Raw genomic sequence first — 25,165 nt, 5'->3', positions numbered from 1 at the left:
TGGCCAGTCCCAGGCAGGCTCTCCTCGGCCCCGCCGAGCTTCGGCTCGGCGGGGCCGAGTGCTTCCTAGGGAGTCTGACCGGTTCACGGAGATCGCCCGTCTCGGTCGGCATCGTCACGCCAAAGGCGGCTTGGGTGAACATCTGCTCTGGTACCGATCGCGTCTTCCCACTCAACAAGTCGTTGATCAGATCGGGTGGGGACTCGCAGCTCTGCCCTGGCCGGACGGCCACATCACGGTCGAAAGGGCAGAGCGTGATCAACGAATCGGCGCTGCTGGAATCGCAGAGCCTGCGCGGCAGCGTGCCGGACCGCACCGACGTACTCGACAAGGTGAAGGCGCTGTCACTGCTGCCGGACGGAATGCATGTGACCACGGCGATGGTGGCGACGTACTTCCAAGTGCGCGTCAAAGCCATCCGCTCTCTGGTGATCGACCACAGGGCGGAGCTGGAAGCCAACGGCTACCACGTTTTGACAGGTTCAGAACTGAGCGCCTTCAAGGCGCTCAGTGGGATTCAGTCGCGCACCGCATCCCTCGCGCTCTTCTCCCGCCGGGCTGTCCTCAACGTCGCCATGCTCCTCCGAGACAGCGAAGTCGCACGTCAGGTGCGCGTGTACCTCCTGGACATGGAGTATCTGGCACGTACGCAGCCTGTGGATAACCCTGTCCCCACCGAGGACGTCTCCCTTGACGACCGTATCGACCAATGCATAACCCACATCCTTGGCAAGACGGTCGTGCCAATGTTCAACGCCCTGATCGAAACATCAGGCGAGCATCGCCAGGAGCTGATCGCCCTGCGCACAGGAGTCCAGCGCATCGAGCGGCGGCTCCACCAGCACCACACACGGCTGAAGAGGCTCGAAGGAATCCGGGACGACCGCCCCGCCGTCGGAGTCATGGCCGCCATGGACGCCATGAACGGCCGCACCTTCGAACGCCACATCGCCAAACTGCTGATCCGCGACGGATGCACCAACATCGTCGTACAGGGCGGTCACGGCGACCGGGGCGTCGACATCATCGGACTCACGGCCGATGGGCGGCGCCTCGTCGTCCAGTGCAAGAGGTTCGCGCCCTACCTCAACATCACCAGCCCCGACGTCCAGAAGTTCATCGGGTCCGCGAAGGTCCTGTACAGCGCAGAGGTGGCGCTCTACGTGGCAACGTGCCCCTTTACCGCGGAAGCCTTGGACATCGCTGCCGAAGCCGGTATCACCGCCGTACACCGGGGGGGTACTGGAGGATTGGAGTGCCGGGGAACCGCTGAAGGTCTTGTCATGAGAACGAGGTGACGTGAAAGGGCCCGAACAAGACGTCACGCTAACGCAGTTCCTTCGGCAGCGTCCGCTCGCTGTCCACCTTCTGCACCCGGACCAGCTCCCCCCAGACCACGTAGCGGTAGCGGCTCGTGTACACCGGCGTACACGTGGTCAGGGTGATGTAGTGGCCCGGCTTGGTCCTGCCGGACTCCTTGGGGACCTGGGAGAGGACCTTGACGTTGTACTTCGAGGTCTCGGGGAGGATGTCGTAGACCTTGTAGACGTACCAGTGGTCGCGGGTCTCGAAGACGACCGGGTCGCCGACCTTGATCTTGTCGATGTTGTGGAACTTGGCGCCGTGGCCGTCGCGGTGGGCGGCGACCGCGAAGTTGCCGGTCTTGCCGGTGGTGGGGAGCGTGGCCTTGACCGGGTCCGTGTAGTAGCCGGCCACGCCGTTGTTCAGGACGTCCGTCGAGGTGCCCTTCTCGACCAGGACCTCGCCGTTCTTCATCGACGGCACGTGCAGGAACCCGATGCCGTTCTTCGTGTTCAGCGCGCCCGGGCCGGTGTCCTGCTGGGCCCAGGTGTCCCGGACCTTGTCGCCCTCCCGGTCGGCCTTGCGGTCCGCGACGACGTTCGTCCACCACAGCGAGTAGACGACGAACAGGCCGAGCACCAGGCCCGCCGTGATGAGAAGTTCGCCGAAGACGCTGACCGCCGTCGCGATCCGGCCGATCGGCCGCCGCCCCGGCCCGGACGCCGCGTCCGGTGCGTCGGTCTGCTCTTCGGTGTCGTCGGCGGTCGCTGCCACTGTTCCTCTGCCTCTGCCCTTACTCGACGAGCGCGTCCGGTTTGCCCTTGCTGCGCGGGCGTTCCTCGACCATCTTGCCCCACACGATCAACCGGTACTTGCTGGTGAACTCCGGCGTGCAGGTGGTGAGAGTGATGTAGCGGCCCGGTGTGGTGAAGCCCGAACCCTTCGGGATCGCATCCAGCACGCTCACGTTGCTCGGCGCCGTCACCGGCAGCATCGACGTCACCTTGTACACGTAGTACTCGTCCTGCGTCTCGACCACCACCGAGTCGCCGGCCACCAGCTTGTTGATGTACCGGAACGGCTCACCGTGCGTGTTGCGGTGCGCGGCCAGGCCGAAGTTGCCGGTCTTGTCCTGCGGCATCGCGGTCTTGAGCGCACCCTCGCCGTAGTGCCCGACCATGCCCTTGTCGAGGACCTTCTTGTTGCTGACGCCCTCGGCGATCGGCGCCACCACGTCCAGCTTGGGAATGTGCAGGATGGCGAAGCCCTGCCCCGGCGCGAAGACACCCGGCGCGCGCTTGCCGCTCGCCCAGTCCTGCTGGAGGCTGCTGGCCTCCTTGCCGGCCTGCGCGTGGGCGCGGACGTTCGTCCACCACAGCTGGTAGGTGACGAAGAGCAGCATCAGCACGCCGGTGGTGATGAACACCTCGCCTATCGCCCGGCTCGCCACGACCGCAGGGCTGGGCTTGCGCAACCGTTCCCGCCGCCGGGCCTCGACCCGGGAGAGCGGCCGGCCCGGCGCGGTGGTCCCCGGCGACGCCGACTCCTGAGGTGCTGCCTCCGGTGCGCCCCCGTGCCGCCCGCCGCGCCGCCTGGCGGCCTTTCTGCGGGCCGCGCGGCCACCTCCTGGGGTTCCGGTGCCGGAAGGGGCTGCTGTGCCCGCAGAGGCCGATACGGGCGGCGGATCGGGGATCCGCAGCGCGACGGTCTCCTCGTCGATCGGCGGAAGCGGTGCGAGGTACGCCGTCTCCCCGAGCGCGCTCGACGCCCCGTACGGCTGATCCCCGTACGAGGCACCGGTCTCGCGCTCGGGGCGCAGCGCGGTCACGCCGTGGCCCTGCCCACCACCGGGGCGAGCCCCACCGACCTCGCCACGGCCCCCTGGTCACCGCACTCCACCAGCCAGTTCGCCAGCATCCGGTGCCCGTGCTCGGTCAGCACCGACTCGGGGTGGAACTGCACACCCTCCACCGGGAGTTCACGGTGCCTGAGGCCCATGATGATCCCGTCGTGGGTGCGGGCGGTCACCTCCAGCTCGGCCGGGACCGTCGCCGGCTCGGCCGCCAGGGAGTGGTACCGGGTCGCGGTGAAGGGCGTCGGCAGGCCCGCGAAGACCCCCTTGCCGCCGTGCTCGACCAGCGAGGTCTTGCCGTGCAGCAGCTCGGGCGCCCGGTCCACCACACCGCCGTACGCCACCTGCATCGACTGCATGCCGAGGCAGACGCCGAAGACCGGGACACCGGTCGCGGCGCAGTGCCGGACCATGTCCACGCACACCCCGGCCTCCTCCGGCGTCCCGGGCCCGGGCGAGAGGAGAACACCGTCGAAGCCGTCCTGGGCGTGCGCCGTCGACACCTCGTCGTTGCGCAGCACCTCGCACTCGGCGCCCAGCTGGTACAGGTACTGGACCAGGTTGAAGACGAAGCTGTCGTAGTTGTCGACGACGAGAATCCGCGCGCTCACTGGTTGTCCACCGTCACATCGTTGAAGGGCAGCAGCGGTTCGGCCCAGGGGAAGACGTACTGGAAGAGGACGTAGACCACGGCCAGGACGAGCAGGAGTGAGATCAGCGCCCTCACCCATGCGTTCCCCGGCAGATGCCGCCAGATCCAGCCGTACATGCCGTCCCTTCCGTTCCACCACGGCACCAGAATCCCGCCGTACTGCACCAGACTAACGGCGCAGCGCCTTAGGTCTGCCTGACTCCACGGGCTGTGTGGAGTCCAAGTGCGCCCAGACGATCAGCCGATGGCTGTGCCCCCATTCCGGATCGCACGTGGTCAGCGTGAGATAGCGCCCCGGACGCGTATACCCCGACTTACGTGGCACAGGGTCGATCACTTCAACGTCCGTCGGAACTGTTTTGTAGGGGCCTTTGTCGATCCGATACGTGAACCAGGTCGTCCCGTCCGTCAGCACGATCGCATCGCCCTCGCGGAGCTTCGGGAAGTCGAGGAACGGATCGCCGTAGGTGCGCCGGTGGCCGGCGACCGCGAAGTTGCCCACCTGGCCCAGCTGCGCGGTCCGGGCGTAGTGCGCGAGGCCCTTCTTCAGCACGTCGGTGCCGGTGCCCTCCAGGACCGGCTTGTTCCACGTGAAACCGAACCGGGGGATGTACATGATCGCGAAGGGCCTGCCGTAGTGGTACGCGGCGGGCTTCGCGGGTGCTGCGGTCGCCTTCGCCGTGGGGTGCACCGCCGCCTTCGCCGACCACTGCCGCTGTAACTGGTCGATCTGGTCGTGCATCACGCTGTCGGCCTTCACCCCGGTCCAGAACAGCACGTACGCGACGAAGAGCACGATGAGCGTGCCGACGGTGATGCAGAGCTCGCTGACGGTCCTGACGATCACGCGCACCGGCGGCTCCAGAAAGTGACGAGCTGCTTACCCCACGGGCTTCGCGTAGTGCAGATCCACTGTGCCCGAGTAGCCCGGCAGAGTCACCGTCCCGTCCTCGGTCACTTTCCACCCGAGGCCGTACACGTTGACGTACACCATGTAGTTCTGGATGGCCTCGGAGTCCGCAAGCGCCTTCTGCATCTTCGCCGGGTCCCCGACCGCCTGGATCTTGTACGGCGGCGAGTAGACCCGGCCCTGGAGGATCAGCGTGTTGCCGACACACCGCACGGCACTGGTGGAGATCAGCCGCTGGTCCATGACCTTGATGCCGGTGGCGCCGCCCTGCCACAGGGCGTTCACCACGGCCTGCAGGTCCTGCTGGTGGATGACCAGGTAGTCGGGCTGGGGCTCGGGGTAGCCGGGGAGCTTGGCGGTGGCGTTCGGCGGAGCGTCGTTGAGGGTGACGGTGATCGCCTTGCCGGTGAGCTTCTGGGTGCCCGCGTCCTTCTCCAGACCGGTCAGCTTGTCGTCCTGGGCCTTGGTGGAGCCGTCGTCGCGCTTGGCGAGCTTCTCGTTCTCGTCGCGGGTGCTCGCGTTGGACTCGTCCAGCGCCTTGTTCTTGCGGCTGTGCTCCTGGATCAGGTCGGAGAGCTTGAGCAGGTTGTCGTCCGAACGGATGTCGGTGCCCTTGGCCGTGTTGAAGCTGGTGAAGAAGAGCAGACCGGCGAGGGCGAAGACGCCCACGGTGAGAATCCGCACCGGCCGGAAGCCGTTCTTGCGGGATGGGCCGGCACCCGTTGATCCGGTCCCCTGGGAGTCGGCAGAATTGCTCAACGTACCCTTATCTCCTTCGGCGCCACGGAAGCACTACGCTAACGGACGCCCGGGGGAGCGCTCAGTGTGCCCTTGCTGTCCCCTTGTACGCTGCTCCGAGCCCGACCCAGTTACCTGCGCGGCCACGCAGCGCATCGACAGGAGAGACCCTCGTGCCGAAGTCACGTATCCGCAAGAAGGCCGACTACACGCCGCCCCAGGCGAAGCAGGCGACCGCCATCAAGCTCAACAGTCGCGCCTGGGTCGCGCCGGTGATGCTGGCCATGTTCCTCATCGGGCTGGCCTGGATCGTCGTCTTCTATGTGACCGACGGTTCGCTGCCGATCGACAGCCTCGACAACTGGAACATCGTCGTGGGCTTCGGCTTCATCGCGGCCGGCTTCGGCGTCTCCACGCAGTGGAAGTAACCCGGCCGACAGCTCTGCCCAGGGCTGTTCGCTGAGTTATCCACAGGCCCGAGCTGCTGTCCACACCCTCCTGGGGAAAAGACGACGATCTGTGGATAACCCGTTGGGTGTTGACGCCGGTACGACTACCACAACACCCTCCGCAAAACCACTCGCCCCCTCCCTGACCTGCGGCAACGCAGGTGAGTAGGAGGGGGCGCAGTTGTGCACGCACGTTGTGCACAAGATCGGCCACCGACTGTGGACAACGGTTCGGTATCGGTGCGGTGAGCCGCCGTGATCAGGCGCAGGAGCAGGCTCAGGTGAGCTGCGCGGTCCGGACGACGGTGATCACCACGGCCACGACCAGCACCAGTGCACAGGTGCCGTACTGGATCAGGTTCCGCCGCTCGCGCGGGGCGTGCACCATCGCGTAGCCGGTGATGACGCCGGCGACCAGGCCGCCGATGTGGGCCTGCCAGGCGATGCCGCCGCTGAAGGTGAAGATGAGGTTGATCACCAGCAGGGCGATGATCGGCCGCATGTCGTAGTTGAGCCGGCGGATGAGGACCGCGGTCGCGCCGAAGAGGCCGAAGATCGCGCCGGAGGCGCCGAGCGAGGGCTGGTTCTGGGCGGCCAGCAGATAGGTGAGGGCGCTGCCGGCCAGGCCGGAGACGAAGTAGAGCGTGATGTAGCGGGCGCGGCCGAGGGCGGCTTCCAGGGGGCCGCCGATCCACCAGAGGCTGAGCATGTTGAACACGATGTGCATGGGGCTCGAGCTGTCATGCAGGAACATCGCGGTCAGCATCCGGTAGTACTGGCCCTGGGCGATGCCCTCGACGTCGCCGTACTGCGGGAACCAGGCCTGGCCGATCAGGTCGAAGCGGTTGGTGAAGCTGTCCCCGACGGAGAGCTCGACCAGGAAGACGGCGATGTTGATGCCGATCAGGATCTTGGTGAGCAGCCGTGGGTCGGCGGTGACCGTGCCGCCGGCGAGGGTGCGGGGCCGGGAGGCGGCCGGGGGCGGGCCGCTCTGGCCGGCGGTGGTGCCGTGGACGCATTCGGGGCACTGGAAGCCCACGGAGGCGCTGACCATGCACTCGGGGCAGATGGGGCGCTCGCAGCGGGTGCAGCGCACGCCCGTCTCCCGGTCCGGGTGCCGGTAGCACTTGGGCAGGCTGTGGGCGTCGCGCGCGCTGCCTGTCGCCTGGTCCTCCATGGGGTCCCCTCGCTCGTCGTGGGCAGTGTTCCGCCCCGCCCATCCTTACGGACGAGCGGGGCGTTTGGTTCCCTTCGGGTGCTTCGCTTCGGGACCGCTCAGCCGCCGCGCTTCTCGACGACGACCGTCTCGATGACGACGTCGTTCACCGGCCGCTTGTTGGGTCCGCTGACGGGGACGGCGGCGATGTTGTCCACGACCTTCTGGCCGGCCGGGTCGACGACCTCGCCGAAGATGGTGTGCTTGCGGTTGAGGTGCGGGGCGGGGTTGACCGTGATGAAGAACTGGGAGCCGTTGGTGCGGGGGCCGGCGTTGGCCATGGCCAGCAGGTAGGGGCGGTCGAAGCGCAGGTCGGGGTGGAACTCGTCCTCGAACTTGTACCCGGGGCCGCCGATGCCGGTGCCGAGCGGGTCGCCGCCCTGGATCATGAAGCCGCTGATCACCCGGTGGAAGACCGTGCCGTCGTAGAGCGGGTCGGTGGAGACGGTGCCGGTGGCGGGGTGGGTCCACTCACGCTCGCCCTGCGCCAGTTCGACGAAGTTCCTGACCGTCGTGGGCGCGTGGTTCGGGAAGAGCCGGACCTCGATGTCGCCGAGGCTGGTCTTCAGGGTGGCGTAGAGCTGCTCGGCCACGATCCGCCTTCCGTTGTGCTCGGATTCAGTGTCACGATCCTCGCACGGTACGGCGGGTCCGACGCCCGCCCGGAGTTTCCGGACCTGGATCCTCACGAATCACTTGCGGAACCCCTTCTGTGATGCGGGGGCGCGCGGCACCGATCCGTGGCATTGTCGTCGACAAGCCCCTCTTAGCTCTGGTTGCACCCGTATGCCCGTCCTCGCGCGCCACTCGGCCCGCGGACAGGCATGATCCGTAAAAGGGTGGAAAGTCGAAATACCGTACGCCACCGAGGAGGAGGAAACCCGTGACCCGCAAAGACAGCGTGCGCGCCGCGACCAGTTCGGCGAAGGACAGCGTGCGGCACGCCGCGGAAGCGGTGGCGCCCTATGCCGACACGGCCAAGGAGCGTGCCGCGTACTACGCGCAGGAGGCACGCGTACGGCTCGCGCCCGTGGTGTCGCAGGCCGCAGAGCAGGCTCGCGTCCAGTACGACGCCCGTCTCGTGCCGCGCCTGGAGCAGGCCCTTACCCATGTACCGCCGAAGGTGGACCAGGCCGCGCATGACGCCGCGGACCTGACGCGCAAGGCGGCCCGGCAGGCCGCCGACTACTCGCGGCCGAGGATCGAGCAGGCCGTGGCGGCGGCCGGTCCGGTCCGCGAGGAGGCTGCCACGCGGGGTGCCGCCGCGCTGGCCGCATTGCGCGGCAACGTCTCGGCCGAGGAGATCGAGAAGCTGGCGCACCGGAACCAGCGGCGCTCGTCGTGCGGCCGCGCGTTCAAGGCGTTCGCCGTGGTCGGCGTGGTGGCCGGCGCGGCTTTCGCCGCCTGGAAGTGGTGGGACAAGCAGGCCAACCCCGACTGGCTGGTCGAGCCGCCCGTCGCGACGGAGGTTCCGGATCCGGGCCGGCTCGGCTCGGTGGACGGCAGCTCTCCCCTCGACCCGGAGGTGCAGGCCAAGGAGGCGGAGGAGCGGGGATCACGGTCCCGGGACGACAAGAACCGCTGAGCCCGGCGGACCGCACACCGTTTCACGTGAAACCAGACGCCTGACCGCGAGGGCGCACACATCAACCTCTCTGGCCTGCGTTTACGCAGGCCAGAGAGGTTTTGTGAGGCCAGGGGGCACCCCGCGGCTGCGGTCACTCAGTACAGCTAGGCACTCGGCACAGCTCGACACGACCGGCTCACAGCCCTCGGGCCCGTGCAGGGCGGGCACCCCCGTCAAGGTGACCCCCTCGCGTGCCTCCAGCGCGCACCAAAAATGCCCCCTGAACCGCGTTTCCGCAGTTCAGGGGGCATTCAATGAGTGGAGCCTAGGGGAGTCGAACCCCTGACATCCGCCATGCAAAGACGGCGCTCTACCAACTGAGCTAAGGCCCCGTACGGGAAGCGACCGGCCAAGCGATAGATCCGCAGGGTCGGTGCCGCAGACCAGAGTACCGGGTCACCCCCCTTACCTCGCAAAAAGATTGGGGGTCCCCGCAGATGACCACTCTCCGTAAGATGCTCGACGGGGTTCGCTGTAGCGAACCGTGGTTTTTTTGGGGAAGCGATGGGGAGACGCAATGGACGCCGCACAGCAGGAAGCCACCGCCAGAGCGCGGGAGCTGCAGCGGAACTGGTACGGAGAGCCGTTGGGGGCGCTCTTCCGTAAGCTCATCGACGACCTGGGGCTCAACCAGGCACGTCTCGCGGCGGTCCTCGGACTGTCCGCACCCATGCTGTCGCAGCTGATGAGCGGGCAGCGGGCGAAGATCGGCAACCCGGCCGTGGTCCAGCGGGTGCAGTTGCTCCAGGACCTCTCGGCCCAGGTCGCGGACGGCAGCGTGAGCGCGGCCGAGGCGACCGAGCGCATGGACGAGATCAAGAAGTCCCAGGGGGGCTCGGTGCTCAGCAACACCACGCAGACGACCAGCGGCTCGGGGGCGCCGACGGTCAAGCGCGTGGTGCGTGAAATCCAGTCGCTGCTGCGCTCGGTGGCCGCCGCCGGTGACATCATCGACGCGGCCGACACGCTCGCTCCGACCCACCCGGAACTCGCGGAGTTCCTCCGGGTCTACGGTGCCGGCCGCACGTCGGACGCGGTCACGCACTACCAGTCGCACCAGAGCTGAGTCACGGCCCGGCGCACCGGAGGGGGTCCGGTGAACCGGGCGGGGCCAGGCCCTGGCAGAGGGGGTCACGCGAGAGGGGTCGTATCGCTCATCCGGGGGAAGCAAGGGGGGTAGCAGGCAGGGGGTGGCAGGGGGACCAGAGGGGGAGGGCTACGGGCAGTCATGGGTGAGGTCTTCGCGGGCCGGTACGAACTGGCCGACCCGATCGGTCATGGCGGAGTGGGCGCCGTCTGGCGCGCCTGGGACCACCGGCGGGGGCGCTATGTGGCGGCCAAGGTGCTCCAGCAGAGCGACGCCCACGCGCTCCTGCGCTTCGTGCGGGAGCAGGCACTGCGCATCGACCACCCCCATGTCCTGGCTCCGGCCAGCTGGGCCGCCGACGACGACAAGGTCCTCTTCACGATGGACCTGGTCGCCGGCGGCTCGCTGGTCCACCTGGTCGGGGACTACGGCCCCCTGCCCCCGCTGTTCGTCTGCACCCTCCTCGACCAGCTGCTCTCCGGCCTCGCCGCGGTGCACGCCGAGGACGTGGTCCACCGGGACATCAAGCCCGCGAACATCCTGCTGGAAGCGACCGGCACCGCCCGTCCCCGGCTGCGCCTGTCCGACTTCGGCATCGCCATGCGGCTCGGCGAGGCCCGGCTGACCGAGACCAACCTCGTGGTCGGCACGCCGGGTTACATCGCTCCCGAGCAACTCCTGGGCGCCGAGCCCGACTTCACGGCCGACCTGTTCGCCGTCGGCCTGGTCGCCCTGTATCTCCTCGAAGGCGCCAAGCCCGACGCCAAGGCGCTCGTCCAGTACTTCGCCGAACACGGCACCCCGGGAGCGCCCAAGGGCATCCCGGACCCGCTCTGGCAGGTCGTCGCCAGCCTCCTCCAGCCGGATCCCCGCGCCCGCTTCCACACCGCCACCGGCGCCCGCAGGGCCCTCGCCCAGGCCAGGGAACTCCTCCCGGAGACGGACGCCCACGACGACTCGATCGAGATCTTCGACCAACTGGGGCCGCTGCCGAAGGGGTTCGGGCCCGGGGGTCCGGTACGGGTGCCTTCGGGGGGCGGCGCGGCGCAGGGGGTGCCGGGGACTCCGGCAGGGCCTGGTGCGCCGGGAGCGGGGGCTCGGGCAGCCACTGCCGCGGCAGCGCGGGGAACGGTCGACGAGGCCTCCCCGGGCCGGGAGACGGCCGGGGAATCGGCCGGGGCTGCAGGGACGGGTACGAGTGCGGCTACCGGCTCGGAGGCGGCCGCAGGTGCGGGTACGGGTTCTGGCTCGGCGGCAGCCCCGGGCGGGGCAGGGAGCAGGGCTGGGAGCGGCGAAGGGGTCCCTGCGCCCGACGCCGGCCGGGTCGGCGGCACCGGCAGCAGCAGCGGCGTCCCCGGACCCCCCTCAGCCCCGGTCTCCATGTCCGACACCGGCAGTTTCCGGCTCCCCCCGCCCCTGACACCGGTCACTCCGGCGCCCGCTGCCGCGCAGCCCGGGCCGACGCCGCCGTATCCGCCGTACGCCGGGCAGCAGCCGGTGCCGGCGCCGCAGGCCGCCCCTGTCGCGCAGCCGCACACCCCGTGGCCGCCCGCGCAGCCACTCCCCCCGGCCCGGCCGGACACGGGCACGGACACCACCACGGCCACCTACACCGCGCGTGACCCGCAGGCCCCGCCGCCGTCGGTCCGCACCCACGGCCGGCGTCGGCGGCGGGCGCGCAGGCCCGGCCCTCCGGCCAGGGCCGCCGTGCCCATCCTTCTTCTCGCGCTGGCCTGTTACGCCGTCGGTTTCTGGGCGTTGGCCCGGATCTGAGCGCGCCGCGCGGTCAGGGTCCACACGCCCAGCACGAGCAGCAGCGCCGTTCCCGTGCCGATACCGCCGGCCGCGAGCGCCCGCATCGCCCTGTCGTCGCCGCCGGCCGCGGTCCCGAGGCTCCCCCGGTCCGAGGACGCGTCGAAGACGCCCTTCGGGACCGGCGAACCGGCGTACGCGGGGCCGGAGTTCGGGGTGCCGTCGACGCGGACATGGAGCGTGACGCCGTACGGCCCCTTCCCGAAGGTGTCCGCGGTCTGCCCGGTGAGGTGGACGACGAGGTAGTAGGCGCCGGCGAAGCGGACGGAGCTCTCCGCGCCGGAGACGGCGTACCGGTTGGCGTACGCCACGGGTGGCAGGGGGTCGAGGGAGGACGACTTCTGGGTGCCGTCGTAGCCGACGGAGACGTCGTCGACGTAGCCGCGGACCGGGTTGTAGAGGGAGAGGTTGAGCGCGGCGCTGACATAGCCGTGGGCGGCGGCGCTGGTGCTGCCGAGGTCGACGGTGGCGTGCAGCTGCTGGCCCCAGTCGACCGGGACGGCGTAGTAGAGGGTCTGGCCGGGCGTGATGTCGGTCCGCCAGACGCCCTGGTCCAGGGTGCGGGCCGAGGCGAAACCGGCGCCCGCGGTGCTGCGGCGGGGTTCTCCGGTGAGCGGCTCGGGCGACGCGGAGTTCCAGGTCTCGGGGGCGGTGGTGGCGCCGGCCCTGGCCAGGGCCGGTTCGGTGACGGGGGCGATCTCCAGGTCCCAGCTGCCCGGGGTGGTGGTCGTCGAGCCGGACACGAGCCGCTCGACGACCACGTAGTAGGTGCCCGCGTCCTGGCACAGCGTCCTGCCCGCGTCCCGACGCCCCACCGCCGTGACCGGCCGGGGGCTGAGCCCGGCGCCGAAGCGGGCGCTGCTGTAGTCGCAGGCGGTGCCGTTGGCGTCCTCGATCGAGACCTGAATGCCGTCGCTGGCGGAGACGGTGGCGTCGGAGGGCGGAACGGCGGTGACGGGGACGTAGGCCGTGGTACCGGCGGCGAGTTCGAGACGGAAGTACAGCTCGCCCTTGTCCGGGAGGGTGCTGCGGTAGGCCGTACCGGGCTCCAGCGGTACGGCGTCCGTGCTGCCCGTCGCGCCGGTGACCGTGCGGTCGCCGGGGGCGAAGGCGTATCCGCCACCACCGCTCGCCGAGGCGGCGGAGGCCGGCAGCAGTGCCGTCAGTGCGAGGGCTGCCGTCGCACCGATGCCCCGCCATGCCGCCGCCGTACGCCACCGCCGTATCACGCGCGCCCCCAGCCGTCGTCGAGCCGGACCCGAAGTCCGGGACCGGTCGGGGCCCCATACTGCCCCGCGCGCCGTCGCGCCACCCGGGGATCCCCACGACCGTCCGAAACGCCCACATCACACCCGGGCGGCCCGCCCGCCGCCTGCCCGCCGCCCGCCGTCTGCCCGTCCGCTGGCCTGCCCGTCCGCCCCGGCAACGCAAAACCCCGACCGCTCGGGCGGCCGGGGTCTCAGTGTCGTCTGTTGTCGGTACTCACGAACCCGTGGGCACGGAGTCAGTCGCCTCCGTCCACAGATCCTGCTCGGCGCGATCCGCCTGGATCTGGCGGTACACGAGGAGCCCGCCGATGGCGGCCAGTGCGACCAGGAGAAGCTTCTTCACCGCGCGACCTCGTCTCTTCCTTGACGTAGGGGACCTCTGGCGCCCGACTATACACACCGACCGATATCGATCGGTGACCTGGCATCCGACCCCAACTCCGGTCCGCCACAAGGCGTTGCCCGAGGTCGAGCCGCTCCGATCGGAGGGTGATCACACTCCCACGGACGGTTACTTTGCTCCCTCTCGACTCCTTTCACGGGCCTTTCTTGGGATTTTTCCCTCCTCATGCACCCATCCGTGTGGTGTTCATCAGAACATCGACGCGCCACAGTTCGACGTCCCCCACTTCGCGAGCCCCATACACATCATGAGGAAAGTACGCAAATCGCCCAACCCGAAAGTGAGGGGCCATGGCCCGGAACGCCAAGGTCATGAAGCTGTGGACCGCCATCGTCACCGCCTTCCTCGCGCTGTTCACGGCGCTCGGATTCGTCTCGGCCGCCACCGCCGCCGCAGTACCGCAGACCGAGACCCCGCGCAACAGCACCGGCGAGGACCACAGCACGGACCGGGTGACGATCCCGGCACAGAGCCACTGGCTCTGGTCCCACGCCAGGTCCCTGCCGCCCACGATGAAGCAGCGCATCCGGGCCGAGGCCCACGGCAAGACCCCCAGCTGCCGCCAGCGTCCCCTGGACACCACCGAGTCCGAGAACCCGGCCGAGCCCCCCGCGGCACCGCTCGACTGCTGACCCCGCCGGTACAGACGGCTCGGACGCAACACGGCGCAAGGGCGACTTGCGTACGTACCAGCGCCTGCTGCGACAACAGGCCCGCGACCGGGATCGATCCGGCTGCGGGCCTCCGCACGTCCATGGACGGAACAAGCTCGACTGCTCGACTCCTCAACTCCTCTTAAGGAGTCGTAGGCTGATCATGTGCCCAAGGCCTACGAGGAGATCGCCTGCGACCTCCGCCGCGCCATCCGGAACGGCGAGCTGAAGCCCGGTGCCCGGCTGCCCTCCGAGGCGGAGCTGGCCCGGCGGCACGGCCGTAGCGTGCCCACGATCCAGAACGCGCTGCGGCTGCTGAGCGCGGAGGGACTGATCGACAAGCGGCACGGCAGCGGCACCTTCGTGCGCCGCCCCCGCACCCGCGCGGTCCGCGACAACGAACGGCACCAGTGGGAGAAGGACCGCGCCCGGATGCCGGAGGCCACCCGGGCCGAGACCGGCGCGACCGAGCGCGAGACCGGCCTGGTCATCGGCGACCTGGTCTTCTTCGCCCGCTACCGCGAGCTGACCGCGCCCAGCGACCTCGCCGACGCGTTCGGGGTACCGGAGGGCACCGTGCTCCTAGAGCGCACCTACCGGACCCGGCACTCCGCCGAGACCGCCCCTTTCAGCCTGGTCACCTCCTACCTGGTCCGCGACATGATCGCGGCCAACCCGGATCTCCTGGACGAGACCAACGAACCCTGGCCGGGCGGCACCCAGAACCAGCTCCACACCGTCGGCATCGAGGTCGACCGCGTCGAGGAGCGCTTCACCGCCCGCCCGCCGACGCCCGAGGAGGCCCGCGAGCTGGACCTGCCGGCCGGCACCTCGGTGATCCTGCTGCGCAAGACGTCGTACGACATCCACGACCGCATCGTGGACATCACCGCCGTCACCCTCCCCGGCGACCGCACCGAACTGCTCTTCACCACACACCTGGAAAGGTGGTGAGCGCTGCCGTGACCCGGCGCGTCACCGTCGTCACCGCGGTCCACGCGCCGTCGGCCCGCTTCCTGCCCGAGGCCTACGCGTCGCTGTGCGAGCAGCGACTGCCTGATGGGTGGGAGTGGCAGTGGCTTATCCAGGAGGACGGGGACGGGGAGGGGGAGGATTCCGGCGAGGTCCGTGCCTACGTCCCCGACGACGCGCGGGTGTCGTTCCGGCGGGGCCGGGCCGGTGGCCCCGGGGTCGCGCGCACCCTCGCGCTGGCCCGGGCGGAGGGCTCGTACGTCAAGGTCCTCGACGCCGACGACCAGCTCACGCCAGGTGCGCTGGGCCGTGACCTGGCCGCGCTGGAGGGCCGCCCGGACATCGGCTGGGCCACCTCACGAGCCCTGGACCTGCTGCCGGACGGCTCCACTGCCGGTTTCCCGGGCGACCCTGAGGAGGGCCCGATCGAGCGCGGGACGGTGCTCGGCCACTGGACCGCGCACGACTTCCGCGCCCAGGTCCATCCGGCCACCCTCTTCGTCCGGCGCGAGCTGCTGCTCGCCCTCGGCGGCTGGATGGCGCTGCCCGCCTCCGAGGACACCGGGCTGCTGCTCGCCCTCGACGCCGTGAGCCGGGGCTGGTTCTCGGCGGAGGCCGGGCTGCTCTACCGCAAGTGGGAGGGCCAGGTCACCGGCCGTCCCGCACACACCGACCCGGTGGAACGGGAGGCCCGCATGACGGTCGTGGCGGCCCGGGCACGGGCCCTGGCGGAGCTCGGCTGGCGGTACGGCTGACCGACCTGTCAGGCCGGGCCCAGCGTCGCCGCGTCCACCCGCGAGAACACCAGGTCGCTCTCCTCGGTGACCGGGCGGTCCCAGCGGACCGGAACCACGGGTTCGCCGTACAGGGCGCGGGGGTAGCTGTCGGCCGCGTAGCTGTTGGCGAGCCGGTAGACGTGGTAGCCGGCGTCGGTCATGGTGCGCAGCAGGTCGTCCGCGGAGTCGCCCAGCTGGGCCATCCGGTCGGGGGTGACCTCGACGGTGATCTCGGCGTCCGGGCGCAGCTTCTCCAGCAGGGGGGCGAGCCCGCGCACCACCGCGCCCTCGGCGCCCTCCACGTCGATCTTGACGACCCGCGCGGTCTCGATCTCCTCCGGCCGGAGCAGTTCGGGCAGCGGCACGGCCTCGATGTCGAAGCTGGACTCGGCCGGGCCGTCCCACGGGACGATGCTGTTGGCGCCCATGTTGCGGGAGCTGGCGAGCACGAAGGTCAGGGTGCGGTGGGCGTCGGAGACGGCGGCGTTGACCGCGCGGATGTTCCGGCAGCCGTTGAGCGCGCTCTGCTGTTCGAGGCGGCGGTGGAAGGCGGGGGAGGCCTCGACGGCCACGACCCGGCCCTGCTCCCCGACCAGCCGGGAGGCGAGGACGCTGAAGACGCCGATGTTGGCGCCGACGTCGACGAAGCAGTCCCCGGGCGCCAGCCGGCCGCGCAGCCAGCGGGTCATGTGCGGTTCCCACACCCCGAAGAGGTAGAGGTAGCGCTGGATGAGGTCCTGGGTGTCGACCGCGAACCGGTCGCCCGAGAGCGTCTCGACGACGCGCCGCCGGGGGTGGTCGCGCAGGTAGGGGTTGAGCGCGCGGGCCGCGAGGGTCTTGCCCCAGGGGCCCGGGAAGTCGCGGACGTAGCGGCGGCCGAGGGTGGCCACGAGTTCGGCGAGTTCGGTGCGCGGGGTGCGCGAGGTGCTGAAGGCACTGGAGGCACTGGAGGTGCGAGGGTTGCGGGGGGTGCTCATCCGCTAGTCGGTGACCCTTCGGCCGTCGATCCGGATCGCCTGCGACGGGCAGCGCTCGGCGATGTCCCGGATCAGTTCGTCGTCGTCCCCGGACTCCTCCCGTCCGGGCAGGACGAAACCGTACCCGTCCTCGAACCCGAACACAGCGGGTGCCCGGAAGGCACACTCGCCCGACCCATAACAGACGTCGGCGTCGACGGAGACCTTCATGCCCGGTCCCCTGCCCACCGGGCGACCCGCTGAACCGGCTAGTCGAAGGGCAGCTGGAGCATCCGGATCGCGTTCCCGCGCAGCAGTTTGTAGGCCACCTCCGGGGCCAGTCCGCCGACGTGTTCCTGGGCCACCCGCTTGGTCTCCGGCCAGGTCGAGTCGACGTGCGGGTAGTCCGTCTCGAACGTCGCGTTGTCCACGCCGATCGTCTCGATCGCCTCGATGCCGTGCCGGTCGCGGAAGAAGCAGCAGAAGATCTGCCGGTAGTAGTACGTCGAGGGCGGCTCGGGGATCAGGTCCTTCACCCCGCCCCAGGCCCGGTGCTCCTCCCAGACATCGTCGGCGCGCTCCAGCGCGTACGGGATCCAGCCCATCTGGCCCTCGCTGTACGCGAGTTTCAGCCGGGGGAACTTCACCAGGACCCCGGAGAAGAGGAAGTCCATCATCGAGGCCATGGCGTTGTTGAAGCTGAGCGAGGCCTGGACGGCGGGCGGGGCGTCCGGGGAGGCGGCCGGCATCTGGGAACTCGACCCGATGTGCATGTTGACCACCGTCCCGGTCTCCTCGCAGGCCGCGAAGAACGGGTCCCAGTAGCCGGAGTGGATGGACGGCAGGCCCAGATAGGTCGGGATCTCGCTGAAGGTGACCGCCCGGACGCCCCGCTCGGCGTTGCGCCGGATCTCGGCGACGGCCAGGTCGATGTCCCACAGCGGGATCAGGCACAGCGGGATCAGCCGGCCGCCGCTGTCCCCGCACCACTCCTCGACCATCCAGTCGTTGTAGGCCCGGACGCAGGCCAGCGCGACCTCCTTGTCCTTGGCCTCGGCGAAGGTCTGCCCGCAGAAGCGGGGGAAGGTCGGGAAGCAGAGGGAGGCCTCGACATGGTTCATGTCCATGTCCTCCAGGCGGGCCTTGGGGTCCCAGCAGCCGCGCCGCATCTGCTCCCTGGTGATGCCGTCGAGCGTCATCTCGTCCCGGGAGAAGCCGACGGCGGCGATGATGCGCTTGTACGGGAAGAGCAGGCCCTCGTACTCCCACCAGTCGGTGATCTGGCCCTCGGGGTCGGTGGTGAACCGGTACTTGCCGCCGACGTAGGCGAGTTCGCCGATGCCGGCGGTGAAGGGCTTGGGCCCCTTGTCGCGGTACTTGCCCGGCAGCCACCGCTCGAAGAGGTGAGCGGGCTCGATCACGTGGTCGTCCACGCTGATCACCCTGGGCAGATCCTGGGTGCCGGTCGCGTTCTCTGCCATGCCTACCCCCTGCTGCCTGCGGAGTTCCGAATTTATCTGACGGTCCATCAGATAAGCCGTCGGCATTCAGGCTAGGCCCAGGAGCCTGCACCAGCAAGGGCCACCACACCCCGCACCCCCCTCCCGCCGGAACTTCCGGAGTTCGTCCCGCCCTCCCTCTTGCGACGCACGCCGCCTTCCGCTGAACTGACGAACCGTCAGATGTATGGCTGTGGGGATCCGGGGAGGGTGCGGGATGCGATCAGCCTTGCTGAGCGGTGCCGAATGGTTCGCGGTGCTCCGCATCGGGCTCGGTCTGTGGTGGCTGGAGAGCTGGCGACACAAGGACAAGAAGCAGTGGTTCGGCGGCGGAGGCATCCGGTGGGCGGCCGGTGTCGCGGAGAAGCACCGCTGGCCGGTGGTCCGGCAGGGCTTCGACACCGTCGTCGCGCCGCGCCCCCGGCTGATGGCCTACGTCGTCGCGTACGCGGAGCTCGCCCTGGGCCTCGGCCTGGTCTCCGGCTTCCTCACACCGATCGCGCTGGCGGCCGGGTTCCTGCTCAACCTGATCTACCTGGTTCTCATGATCCACGACTGGGCGGAACAGGGACAGAACCTGATGATGGCCCTGATCTCCGTGGTCGGCCTGTTCGCCGTCAGCTGGCAGAGCTGGTCGGTGGACGCGGCACTGGGCCTGTTCGGCTAGCCGATGCGCCCCCAGATCGGCGGCGCAGCCGCCGATCTGGGGGCGCGGGGAACTGCGCGACCAGCCACAACGGTGCCGCAGCGACCCTCCGTCCCCATCACCCCAGTCACCCCCGTCACGGCACTCGTGGCACTCGTGGCGAGGAGGCGCAGATGACGACCGACCCCTCGAAGTCCCCCTCGGACAGTCCCTCGGACAGCCCCTCGGCGGACACTCTGAGAAAGCTGCACTCGGCCCGCGCCCACAGCGCCTACGAGCGCGCGGTCGCCGCCTGCCGCCACGCGGGGATCACCCCCGAAGCAGCGCAGACCGTGCCGACGAGCCCGGTGGGTCGGGCCGCGAACGCGCTCCGACTGTCGGCCCGGTCGCTCGCCGCCCTGCCCGGCACCGCACCCGACCCGGCCGCGGACGCCCGCTGCGCCCGCAACGCCGCTGCCACCGCGGCGCTGGCCGCGCAGGTGGCGGCGCAAGCGGACGTGCAGGTGCCCGGCTCCCCGGACGAGCACACCGAGACGGCGGCAGCCCTGCGCGCCGCCCTCACCGCATCCCAGGCGGCCGCGACGGCGGCCGGCGGCACGGCGGCGGGACAGAACGGGACCCTCAACGCGAAGGCCGACGACGCGGAGGAACGCGCGGTCGAGGCGGCACGCACGGCGGGCTGGATGTGATGATCCCGTGCCGTTCGGCACCGGTCCCTCCCCACGTGGGGACCGGTGCCGAACGGCGCGGGTGGTGTCGGACCGCGCACTGGGACCGGATGCCTCGTTCAGCGCGCGGGAGCAGCTCGTGTCGTACGGCCACTCCGGCGGAAGGCCGCCGGTCGAAGGTGACCGAGAACGTGCGGTGCCGTGAGCTGTCTCTGCGAATGCTGAGCTGGTCGGCCGGTCGGGACGACGCCCGATCACCGCGTTGCTGTGGCGAAATCCTGCCAGCCGAGGGGCCCGTCTGAGGAGGGCAGGACGTCCGGTCCGGGGCTTCGCCGCAGGTCAGCCGTATAAAGTGGGTTTTCCGGTCCGGATGGGCAGCAGCGGGGGAAGTAGTAAGGGGTGGAGAGCCTTGGGTCCCGACGCAGGGGCACGCACAGCCTTCGCGGAACGTCTCGCGTTGCTGTACAAGGAGGCCGGTAATCCTCCGCTCAAACGCGTCGCCGAAGCGGTCGACCGGCTTCATCGCGTCGACGAGCGAGGCCGGCCGGTGCGGGTCTCCGCGCAGCGGATCAGTGACTGGCGGCGCGCGAAGAACGTGCCCGCCCAGTTCGTCGCCCTCTCCGCCGTCCTGCAGGTCCTGATCCCGCAGGCTCGCCGCGCCCAGCCGACGCCGGTGTCCAGCGGGCTCTACGACATGACCCAGTGGCAGAAGCTGTGGGAGCGGGCCCTGGCCGATCCGGTCGGCGAGCTGTCCGCACCGGAGGCGGCCGAGGAGGCGGACCAGCCGCCGCCGGTCGACAGCGTCTGCCCTTACCGGGGTCTGGCCTCCTACCGCCGTGAGGACGCCCGTTGGTTCTTCGGCCGGGAGCGCAGCACCGACGCGCTGGTCGCCCAGCTCCGTTCCGCGGAGGCGGACGGCGGTCTGGTGATGCTGGTCGGCGCCTCGGGGGCGGGAAAGTCCTCGCTGCTGAACGCCGGACTGGTCACCGCGCTGCAGAGCGGCGCCCTGGCCGGCGCTGGGGGCCGCCCGCACCACGTCCCGCACCACGTCCTTCAACTGGTCCCGGGTGCGGACCCCGTGAAGGAGCTGATCCGCCGCATACCCGAACTGGCCGAACTGGCAGGCCCCGACGATCCGGACGCCGTACGACAAGCGGTCACGGCCTGGACCCGACGCGAATCCGAGGCCGTCAAATCCCAGGCCGTCGAGTCCGAGGCCGTCGAGTCCGAGGCCGTCAAATCCCGGGCCGTCGATGTTTCACGTGAAACATGGCGCCCCTCAGAGCACGATCCAGCCGCCCGTCCGGTCCTCATCGTCGACCAGTTCGAGGAGACCTTCGCCCTCTGCGCCGACGAGGCGGACCGGCGTACCTTCGTCCAGTTCCTGCACTCGGCCAGCACCCCCGCCGCCCCAGGCGAACGGGCCCCCGCCCTGGTCGTCCTCGGTATCCGTGCCGACTTCTACGAGCAGTGCCTCGGCTACCCGGAGCTGGCCGACGCGCTCCAGCACCGGCACATGGTGCTCGGCCCGCTGACCACCGCCGAGCTGCGTGAGGCGGTGACCGCTCCCGTCAAGGCCGTGGGCCTGGAGCTGGAACCCGGTCTCGCCGAGCTGATCGTCCGGGAGGTGAGCGCGGACGGCCCGCGGGGCGCCCATGACACCGGTGTGCTCCCGCTCCTCTCCCACGCCCTGCTCGCCACCTGGCAGCGCCGCAAGGCGGGCCGGCTGACGTTGGCCGGCTACCGGGCCGCCGGCGGCATCCAGGGCGCCGTCGCCGCGACCGCGGAACGCGCCTGGTCCAGCCTGGACCCGGCCGCCCGCACCGCCGCCCGGCTGCTCCTGCTCCGCCTGGTGCGGCTCGGCGAGGACACCCAGGCGACCCGCAGACGCGGCACCCGGCGCCAGCTGGCCGCGGAGTCCACCGACCCGAACAAGACGGAGGAGTCGCTCGAAGCCCTGGTCCGGGCCCGGCTGGTGACTCTCGACGCCGACACCGTGGAGATCACCCACGAGGCGTTGCTGCACGCCTGGCCCCGGCTGCGCGAGTGGCTCGACGAGGACCGCAACGGCAATCTGCTGCGGCAGCGTCTGGAGGAGGACGGCCGGGCCTGGGAGGAGTCGAGCCACGACTCCTCCCTGCTCTACCGCGGTTCACGGCTCGAACAGGCCCACACCTGGGCGAAGTCGGCCGGCGACACCTACCTGACCCGCAGCGCGGTGGAGTTCCTGGCGGCCTCGGTACGGCTGCGCCGGCGCACGGTGTGGCTCAGCCGGGCCGCCGTGTCGGCGCTGGTCGTGCTCGCGGTACTGGCCGCCGGTTCCGCCGTGATCGCCCGGCAGCAGCGGGACGACGCGGTGTTCGAGCAGGTGGTCGCGGAGGCCGACCGCTTCCAGTACTCGGACCCCTCGCTGTCCGCCCAGCTCGACCTGGTCGCCCACGACCTGCGTCCGGACGACGAGGGCGCCAACAACCGCCTGATATCCATCGTCAACGCCCCGCTGGCCACCCCGCTGCTCGGCCACACCGGCGCCGTCTACCTCACCACCTTCAGCCCCGACGGCAAGGTCCTGGCCACCGCCGCCTACGACCGCACGGTCCGGCTGTGGGACGTGAGCGACCCGACCCGGCCGAAGGCCCTGGGCAAGCCCCTGTTCGGCCACACGAGCTGGGTCTCCAGCGCGGTCTTCAGCCCGGACGGCAGGACCCTGGCCAGTGCCGGGGACGACGGCACCGTACGGCTGTGGGACGTCTCCGACCCGAAGCACCCCACCTCCCTGGGTTCCCCGCTGGCCGGCCACGACGGCACCGTCTACCTGGTCGCCTTCAGCCCGGACGGCCGTACGCTGGCCACCGCCGACGAGGACCACACCGTCCGCCTGTGGGACGTGCACGACCCGCGTCACCCGGCCTCACTGGGCACCCTCACCGGCCACACCGAGGCCGTACGCTCCCTCGCGTTCAGCCCCGACGGCCGCACCCTCGCGGCCGGCAGCGACGACAACACGATCCTCCTGTACGACGTCTCCGACCCGCGGCGCCCCGAGCGCGTCGGCGCCCCGCTGACCGGGCACACCGCGACCGTGCACTCGGTGGCCTTCAGCCCGGACGGCCGCACCCTCGCCAGCGGCAGCAAGGACGACACCGTACGGCTGTGGGACGTCTCGGACCGGAAGCGTCCCAAGGCCCTCGGTGCGCCGCTCACCGGCCATACCGGGCCCGTCTGGTCGGTGGCCTTCAGCCCCGACGGTTCCATGCTCGCCGCGGGCAGCGCGGACTCCACGGCCAGCCTGTGGAACGTGGACAACCCGGCCTTCCCCTCCCAGGTGGGCGAGCCGCTCGCGGGCAGCAGCGGTGAGATGTACGCCGTCGGCTGGAGCCCCGACGGGCGGACCCTCGTCACCGGCAGCGGTGACGGCAAGGTGCGGCTGTGGTCGATCCCGGGTTCGGACATGATCGGCGCGGCGGGGGCGTTCAGCCCGGACGGACGCGTCCTGGCCACCGGCGGCGGGGACAGCAGGATGCGGCTGTTCGACATCACGAACCCGGCCCGGCCCACCGTGCTCGGCGAACCGTTCACGACCGGGTCGCGGGACCTGCGCTCGATGGTGTTCACCCGGGACGGCCGCACCCTGATCATCCTGACCAGCGAGGACAACCTCAGCTGGGTGCAGCTGTGGAACGTCTCCGACCCCGCGCACCCCGCCCAGTACGGTGCGCCGGTCCGGTTGAACACCCGGTACGCGGGCTCCGAGGCGCTGGCACTGAGCCCCGACGGGCGCACCGTGGCCGCCGACTACGACGACCGCACGATCCAGCTCCTGGACATCAGCGACCCGGCGCACCCCAAGCGCCTCGGCGAGCTCCTCAAGGGCCACACCGGTTACGTCAACGCGCTCGTCTTCAGCCCCGACGGCAGGACCCTGGCCAGCGGCAGCGCGGACGGCACCGTCCGCCTCTGGAACGTCTCCGACCGGACCCGTGCCAGGCTCCTGGGCAGCCCCCTCAAGGGCCACCTGGGCCCGGTCAACACCCTCGCCTACAGCCCCGACGGGCGCACCCTGGCCAGCGGCAGTGACGACGACACGGTCCGCCTCTGGAACGTCTCCGACCCCGGCCGCGCGACCCGCCTCGGCCCGGCCCTCACCGGCCACACCGAGGCGGTCGTCTCCCTGACCTTCAGCCGGGACGGCAGGACCCTGGCCAGCGGCGGCAACGACAACACGGTCCGCCTCTGGAACGTGTCGTCCCCGTCCTCGGCCCACCCCATCGGGCAGTCCATGAGTCCCAACGCCAAGACGGGCAACTTCCTCTCCTTCAGCCCGCGGAGCAACATGCTGGGCGTCTCCAGCGGCGCCGACACGGTCCGGCTGTGGAGCCTGGACGTCGACCAGGCGGTCACCCGTATCTGCGCGGTGACCCGCGACGTCCTGACGCCCGCCAAGTGGCGCGAGTACCTCCCCCGCCTCACCTACGACCCGCCCTGCGACACCTGACCACCTTTGAGTGATCCCGATCACAACTGCTCATGACGGCCGAGAAGTTGACTCCCACCGCACAGGCCGCCTTGTTAGGCTGGTCGCAGCCCGGTCGCTGGTGCATCCCCCGTCGCCAGCGATCGGGCCTTTTCATGCCCTGACCGGCTCCGGAAACGCCAAAGGCCCCCGATCCATCCGGACCGGGGGCCTTCGTGCTGGTGGGGCTAACAGGATTTGAACCTGTGGCCTCATCCTTATCAGGGATGCGCTCTAACCAACTGAGCTATAGCCCCGCCGCGCTCTGCGGTGTGTGTCCCGCGCGCTGACTCCTGAAGATTAGCGCACGACCGGGGCAGTCCCAAAATCGGTTGTCGGGGGAGCGTCAGGAGAGGTTTGAACCCCGGTTACTCGTCCTCGGCCAAGGTCAGCTCGATGCCGCCGACGAAGCCCGCGGAGAGGTTGTAGATGAACGCGCCGAGGGTCGCCAGCGCCGTCGCGAGGACGACGTCGATGACCGCGATGATCGCCGTGAACGTCAGGACGTGCGGGAGGGAGAGGAACGACTGGAGGTCGAAGCCGTTCGACTCGTTCGAGCCGGTCGCCTCCGAGATCGTGCCGCCGACCGTCGAGAACACGCCCATCGCGTCCAGGACCATCCACAGCACCGCCGCCGCCACGATCGAGCAGATGCCCAGCGCGATGGAGAGCAGGAAGCTGACCTTCATCACCGACCAGGGGTCGGCCTTGGCGACCCGCAGCCGGGCCTTGCGGGTGCGCGGGGCGGTGCGCGTTCCGGCGCCGGGGCGCGGCCGTCGTACGGCCCCCGCCGACGCCTGTGCGGGCTGCGCGGGCTGTGCCGCCGGGTAGGCCTGCGGCGGGTGGTAGGGCTCGGCGCGCTGCTCGGCCCGCCGTTCCCCCGGCAGCGGGGACGCGCCCTGCTGCTGCGGCTGCGCGGGCGCCGGCCGCTCGCCCGGCGCGGCCGGCCCTCGGGTGTCGGTCACAGATCCCCCCTGCGATCCCTGTGCCTCCGGCGCGGGCGCCTTCACGGGCGCCTTGATCGCCTTCAGCTGGGTCGTGTGCGTGTCCGCCTGCTGCGTCGCCGCACCGCCCCCGTCGGACGCGGCGGAGCCACGGCCGCCGCCGTCCGCATCCGTACCCGTCGAGGTACCGGCCGATCCGGCGCCCGTGGCTCCGCTCACGAT

General features: G+C 70.4%; 25 protein-coding genes and 2 tRNA genes. 11 read left to right on the top strand and 16 right to left on the bottom strand.

What is annotated here, in order from left to right; genetic code table 11:
• Window positions 1–254: 254 nt before the first annotated feature.
• Entirely contained in the window at window positions 255–1,298 is a 1,044-nt protein-coding gene (locus tag ABZ887_RS09880) for a restriction endonuclease (protein ID WP_361285346.1), read from the top strand.
• A gap of 28 nt (window positions 1,299–1,326) precedes the next feature.
• On the opposite strand, the gene ABZ887_RS09875 is transcribed toward ABZ887_RS09880, so the two are convergent.
• From ABZ887_RS09875 to ABZ887_RS09850, 6 genes are read right to left on the bottom strand one after another with little or no spacing between them, the layout of a single operon-like run.
• Window positions 1,327–2,076 carry a class E sortase gene (locus ABZ887_RS09875; RefSeq protein WP_361285343.1) on the bottom strand — a complete coding sequence of 250 codons (750 nt, stop codon included), beginning with the start codon at window positions 2,074–2,076 and terminating at the stop codon, window positions 1,327–1,329.
• 19 nt (window positions 2,077–2,095) lie between these two features.
• The gene (locus tag ABZ887_RS09870; RefSeq protein WP_361285340.1) at window positions 2,096–3,130 is read right to left on the bottom strand and encodes a class E sortase; all 1,035 of its coding nucleotides are present in this window, start codon (window positions 3,128–3,130) and stop codon (window positions 2,096–2,098) included.
• Window positions 3,127–3,765 (bottom strand): aminodeoxychorismate/anthranilate synthase component II, encoded by a 639-nt coding sequence (locus ABZ887_RS09865; protein WP_361285337.1) that lies wholly within the window; start codon window positions 3,763–3,765, stop codon window positions 3,127–3,129. Before ABZ887_RS09865 ends, ABZ887_RS09870 begins: the two co-directional genes overlap by 4 nt.
• Complete coding sequence (locus ABZ887_RS09860) at window positions 3,762–3,923, bottom strand: hypothetical protein (protein WP_030939017.1); 162 nt, start codon at window positions 3,921–3,923, stop codon at window positions 3,762–3,764. The genes ABZ887_RS09865 and ABZ887_RS09860 overlap by 4 nt, the downstream gene beginning before the upstream one ends.
• A 52-nt stretch (window positions 3,924–3,975) precedes the next feature.
• The gene (locus ABZ887_RS09855) at window positions 3,976–4,659 is read right to left on the bottom strand and encodes a class E sortase (RefSeq protein WP_361285334.1); all 684 of its coding nucleotides are present in this window, start codon (window positions 4,657–4,659) and stop codon (window positions 3,976–3,978) included.
• A 27-nt stretch (window positions 4,660–4,686) separates the two neighbouring features.
• On the bottom strand, window positions 4,687–5,475 hold the full coding sequence (locus tag ABZ887_RS09850; protein WP_361285331.1) for a DUF881 domain-containing protein: 789 nt from the start codon (window positions 5,473–5,475) through the stop codon (window positions 4,687–4,689).
• A 152-nt stretch (window positions 5,476–5,627) separates the two neighbouring features.
• Between ABZ887_RS09850 and crgA the strand changes: the two genes are divergently transcribed.
• A complete protein-coding gene (gene crgA / locus ABZ887_RS09845) occupies window positions 5,628–5,882 on the top strand; it encodes a cell division protein CrgA (RefSeq protein WP_361285328.1) in 255 nt (84 codons plus the stop codon).
• Between the two features lie 298 nt (window positions 5,883–6,180).
• On the opposite strand, the gene ABZ887_RS09840 is transcribed toward crgA, so the two are convergent.
• Both ABZ887_RS09840 and ABZ887_RS09835 read right to left on the bottom strand, forming a co-directional pair.
• Entirely contained in the window at window positions 6,181–7,080 is a 900-nt protein-coding gene (locus ABZ887_RS09840; RefSeq protein WP_361285325.1) for a rhomboid family intramembrane serine protease, read from the bottom strand.
• A gap of 98 nt (window positions 7,081–7,178) precedes the next feature.
• Window positions 7,179–7,712 carry a peptidylprolyl isomerase gene (locus ABZ887_RS09835; protein ID WP_361285322.1) on the bottom strand — a complete coding sequence of 178 codons (534 nt, stop codon included), beginning with the start codon at window positions 7,710–7,712 and terminating at the stop codon, window positions 7,179–7,181.
• A gap of 290 nt (window positions 7,713–8,002) precedes the next feature.
• On the opposite strand from ABZ887_RS09835, the gene ABZ887_RS09830 reads away from it, so the two are divergent.
• Window positions 8,003–8,704, top strand: a complete 702-nt coding sequence (locus ABZ887_RS09830; protein ID WP_361285319.1) for a DUF5324 family protein — start codon at window positions 8,003–8,005, stop codon at window positions 8,702–8,704.
• 301 nt (window positions 8,705–9,005) lie between these two features.
• Here the strand turns inward: ABZ887_RS09830 and ABZ887_RS09825 are convergent.
• Window positions 9,006–9,078, bottom strand: a tRNA-Ala gene (locus ABZ887_RS09825).
• A gap of 185 nt (window positions 9,079–9,263) precedes the next feature.
• Between ABZ887_RS09825 and ABZ887_RS09820 the strand changes: the two genes are divergently transcribed.
• Entirely contained in the window at window positions 9,264–9,812 is a 549-nt protein-coding gene (locus ABZ887_RS09820) for a DNA-binding protein (protein ID WP_089100435.1), read from the top strand.
• Between the two features lie 162 nt (window positions 9,813–9,974).
• Window positions 9,975–11,606 (top strand): serine/threonine-protein kinase, encoded by a 1,632-nt coding sequence (locus ABZ887_RS09815; protein WP_361285316.1) that lies wholly within the window; start codon window positions 9,975–9,977, stop codon window positions 11,604–11,606.
• Here ABZ887_RS09815 and ABZ887_RS09810 read toward each other — a convergent pair.
• Entirely contained in the window at window positions 11,570–12,874 is a 1,305-nt protein-coding gene (locus ABZ887_RS09810; protein ID WP_361285313.1) for a hypothetical protein, read from the bottom strand. The genes ABZ887_RS09815 and ABZ887_RS09810 overlap by 37 nt on opposite strands.
• A 253-nt stretch (window positions 12,875–13,127) precedes the next feature.
• Window positions 13,128–13,256, bottom strand: coding sequence for a DLW-39 family protein (locus tag ABZ887_RS09805; protein WP_003999697.1), 129 nt, complete (start codon window positions 13,254–13,256; stop codon window positions 13,128–13,130).
• Window positions 13,257–13,606: 350 nt separating this feature from the next.
• On the opposite strand from ABZ887_RS09805, the gene ABZ887_RS09800 reads away from it, so the two are divergent.
• The 3 genes from ABZ887_RS09800 (at window position 13,607) to ABZ887_RS09790 (ending at window position 15,696) form a co-directional block, all read left to right on the top strand.
• Entirely contained in the window at window positions 13,607–13,948 is a 342-nt protein-coding gene (locus tag ABZ887_RS09800) for a DUF6344 domain-containing protein (protein WP_361285310.1), read from the top strand.
• A 186-nt stretch (window positions 13,949–14,134) separates the two neighbouring features.
• Window positions 14,135–14,923, top strand: coding sequence for a GntR family transcriptional regulator (locus ABZ887_RS09795; RefSeq protein WP_361285307.1), 789 nt, complete (start codon window positions 14,135–14,137; stop codon window positions 14,921–14,923).
• Between the two features lie 8 nt (window positions 14,924–14,931).
• Window positions 14,932–15,696: a glycosyltransferase gene (locus tag ABZ887_RS09790; RefSeq protein ID WP_361285782.1), complete on the top strand. Its 765-nt coding sequence runs from the start codon at window positions 14,932–14,934 to the stop codon at window positions 15,694–15,696.
• Between the two features lie 8 nt (window positions 15,697–15,704).
• Here the strand turns inward: ABZ887_RS09790 and ABZ887_RS09785 are convergent, their stop codons facing one another.
• Genes ABZ887_RS09785 through ABZ887_RS09775 form a run of 3 tightly spaced genes read right to left on the bottom strand, consistent with a single transcriptional unit; the run spans window position 15,705 to window position 18,154 of the window.
• Complete coding sequence (locus ABZ887_RS09785) at window positions 15,705–16,694, bottom strand: FkbM family methyltransferase (protein WP_361285304.1); 990 nt, start codon at window positions 16,692–16,694, stop codon at window positions 15,705–15,707.
• 3 nt (window positions 16,695–16,697) lie between these two features.
• Window positions 16,698–16,904 carry a ferredoxin gene (locus ABZ887_RS09780; protein ID WP_089100442.1) on the bottom strand — a complete coding sequence of 69 codons (207 nt, stop codon included), beginning with the start codon at window positions 16,902–16,904 and terminating at the stop codon, window positions 16,698–16,700.
• Between the two features lie 38 nt (window positions 16,905–16,942).
• Window positions 16,943–18,154 carry an amidohydrolase family protein gene (locus ABZ887_RS09775; RefSeq protein WP_361285301.1) on the bottom strand — a complete coding sequence of 404 codons (1,212 nt, stop codon included), beginning with the start codon at window positions 18,152–18,154 and terminating at the stop codon, window positions 16,943–16,945.
• Between the two features lie 235 nt (window positions 18,155–18,389).
• Here ABZ887_RS09775 and ABZ887_RS09770 point away from each other — a divergent pair, with 235 nt between their 5' ends.
• The 3 genes from ABZ887_RS09770 (at window position 18,390) to ABZ887_RS09760 (ending at window position 23,981) form a co-directional block, all read left to right on the top strand.
• Window positions 18,390–18,839, top strand: a complete 450-nt coding sequence (locus ABZ887_RS09770; RefSeq protein WP_361285298.1) for a DoxX family membrane protein — start codon at window positions 18,390–18,392, stop codon at window positions 18,837–18,839.
• A gap of 152 nt (window positions 18,840–18,991) precedes the next feature.
• Window positions 18,992–19,507 (top strand): hypothetical protein, encoded by a 516-nt coding sequence (locus ABZ887_RS09765; RefSeq protein ID WP_361285295.1) that lies wholly within the window; start codon window positions 18,992–18,994, stop codon window positions 19,505–19,507.
• Window positions 19,508–19,856: 349 nt separating this feature from the next.
• Complete coding sequence (locus ABZ887_RS09760; RefSeq protein ID WP_361285779.1) at window positions 19,857–23,981, top strand: AAA family ATPase; 4,125 nt, start codon at window positions 19,857–19,859, stop codon at window positions 23,979–23,981.
• Window positions 23,982–24,179: 198 nt separating this feature from the next.
• On the opposite strand, the gene ABZ887_RS09755 is transcribed toward ABZ887_RS09760, so the two are convergent.
• Together ABZ887_RS09755 and ABZ887_RS09750 are read right to left on the bottom strand one after the other, a co-directional pair.
• Window positions 24,180–24,256: transfer RNA gene (locus ABZ887_RS09755), tRNA-Ile, on the bottom strand.
• A gap of 111 nt (window positions 24,257–24,367) precedes the next feature.
• Complete coding sequence (locus ABZ887_RS09750) at window positions 24,368–25,162, bottom strand: DUF3566 domain-containing protein (RefSeq protein ID WP_361285292.1); 795 nt, start codon at window positions 25,160–25,162, stop codon at window positions 24,368–24,370.
• Between the last annotated feature and the right edge of the window lie 3 nt (window positions 25,163–25,165).

Source organism: Streptomyces sp. NPDC047061, assembly GCF_040643955.1.
Classification (GTDB): domain Bacteria; phylum Actinomycetota; class Actinomycetes; order Streptomycetales; family Streptomycetaceae; genus Streptomyces.
Note: the sequence above shows the minus strand (reverse complement) of the source record. Positions and strands in the feature narration are given on the sequence as shown.

What these genes read in the sequence shown, in the direction of transcription:
- ABZ887_RS09860 (WP_030939017.1), bottom strand. Translation starts at nt 3,923, where the DNA reads ATGTACGGCTGGATCTGGCGGCATCTGCCGGGGAACGCATGGGTGAGG.
- ABZ887_RS09840 (WP_361285325.1), bottom strand. Translation starts at nt 7,080, where the DNA reads ATGGAGGACCAGGCGACAGGCAGCGCGCGCGACGCCCACAGCCTGCCC.
- ABZ887_RS09820 (WP_089100435.1), top strand. Translation starts at nt 9,264, where the DNA reads ATGGACGCCGCACAGCAGGAAGCCACCGCCAGAGCGCGGGAGCTGCAG.
- ABZ887_RS09815 (WP_361285316.1), top strand. Translation starts at nt 9,975, where the DNA reads ATGGGTGAGGTCTTCGCGGGCCGGTACGAACTGGCCGACCCGATCGGT.
- ABZ887_RS09800 (WP_361285310.1), top strand. Translation starts at nt 13,607, where the DNA reads ATGGCCCGGAACGCCAAGGTCATGAAGCTGTGGACCGCCATCGTCACC.
- ABZ887_RS09785 (WP_361285304.1), bottom strand. Translation starts at nt 16,694, where the DNA reads ATGAGCACCCCCCGCAACCCTCGCACCTCCAGTGCCTCCAGTGCCTTC.
- ABZ887_RS09780 (WP_089100442.1), bottom strand. Translation starts at nt 16,904, where the DNA reads ATGAAGGTCTCCGTCGACGCCGACGTCTGTTATGGGTCGGGCGAGTGT.
- ABZ887_RS09775 (WP_361285301.1), bottom strand. Translation starts at nt 18,154, where the DNA reads ATGGCAGAGAACGCGACCGGCACCCAGGATCTGCCCAGGGTGATCAGC.
- ABZ887_RS09770 (WP_361285298.1), top strand. Translation starts at nt 18,390, where the DNA reads ATGCGATCAGCCTTGCTGAGCGGTGCCGAATGGTTCGCGGTGCTCCGC.
- ABZ887_RS09765 (WP_361285295.1), top strand. Translation starts at nt 18,992, where the DNA reads ATGACGACCGACCCCTCGAAGTCCCCCTCGGACAGTCCCTCGGACAGC.
- ABZ887_RS09760 (WP_361285779.1), top strand. Translation starts at nt 19,857, where the DNA reads ATGGGCAGCAGCGGGGGAAGTAGTAAGGGGTGGAGAGCCTTGGGTCCC.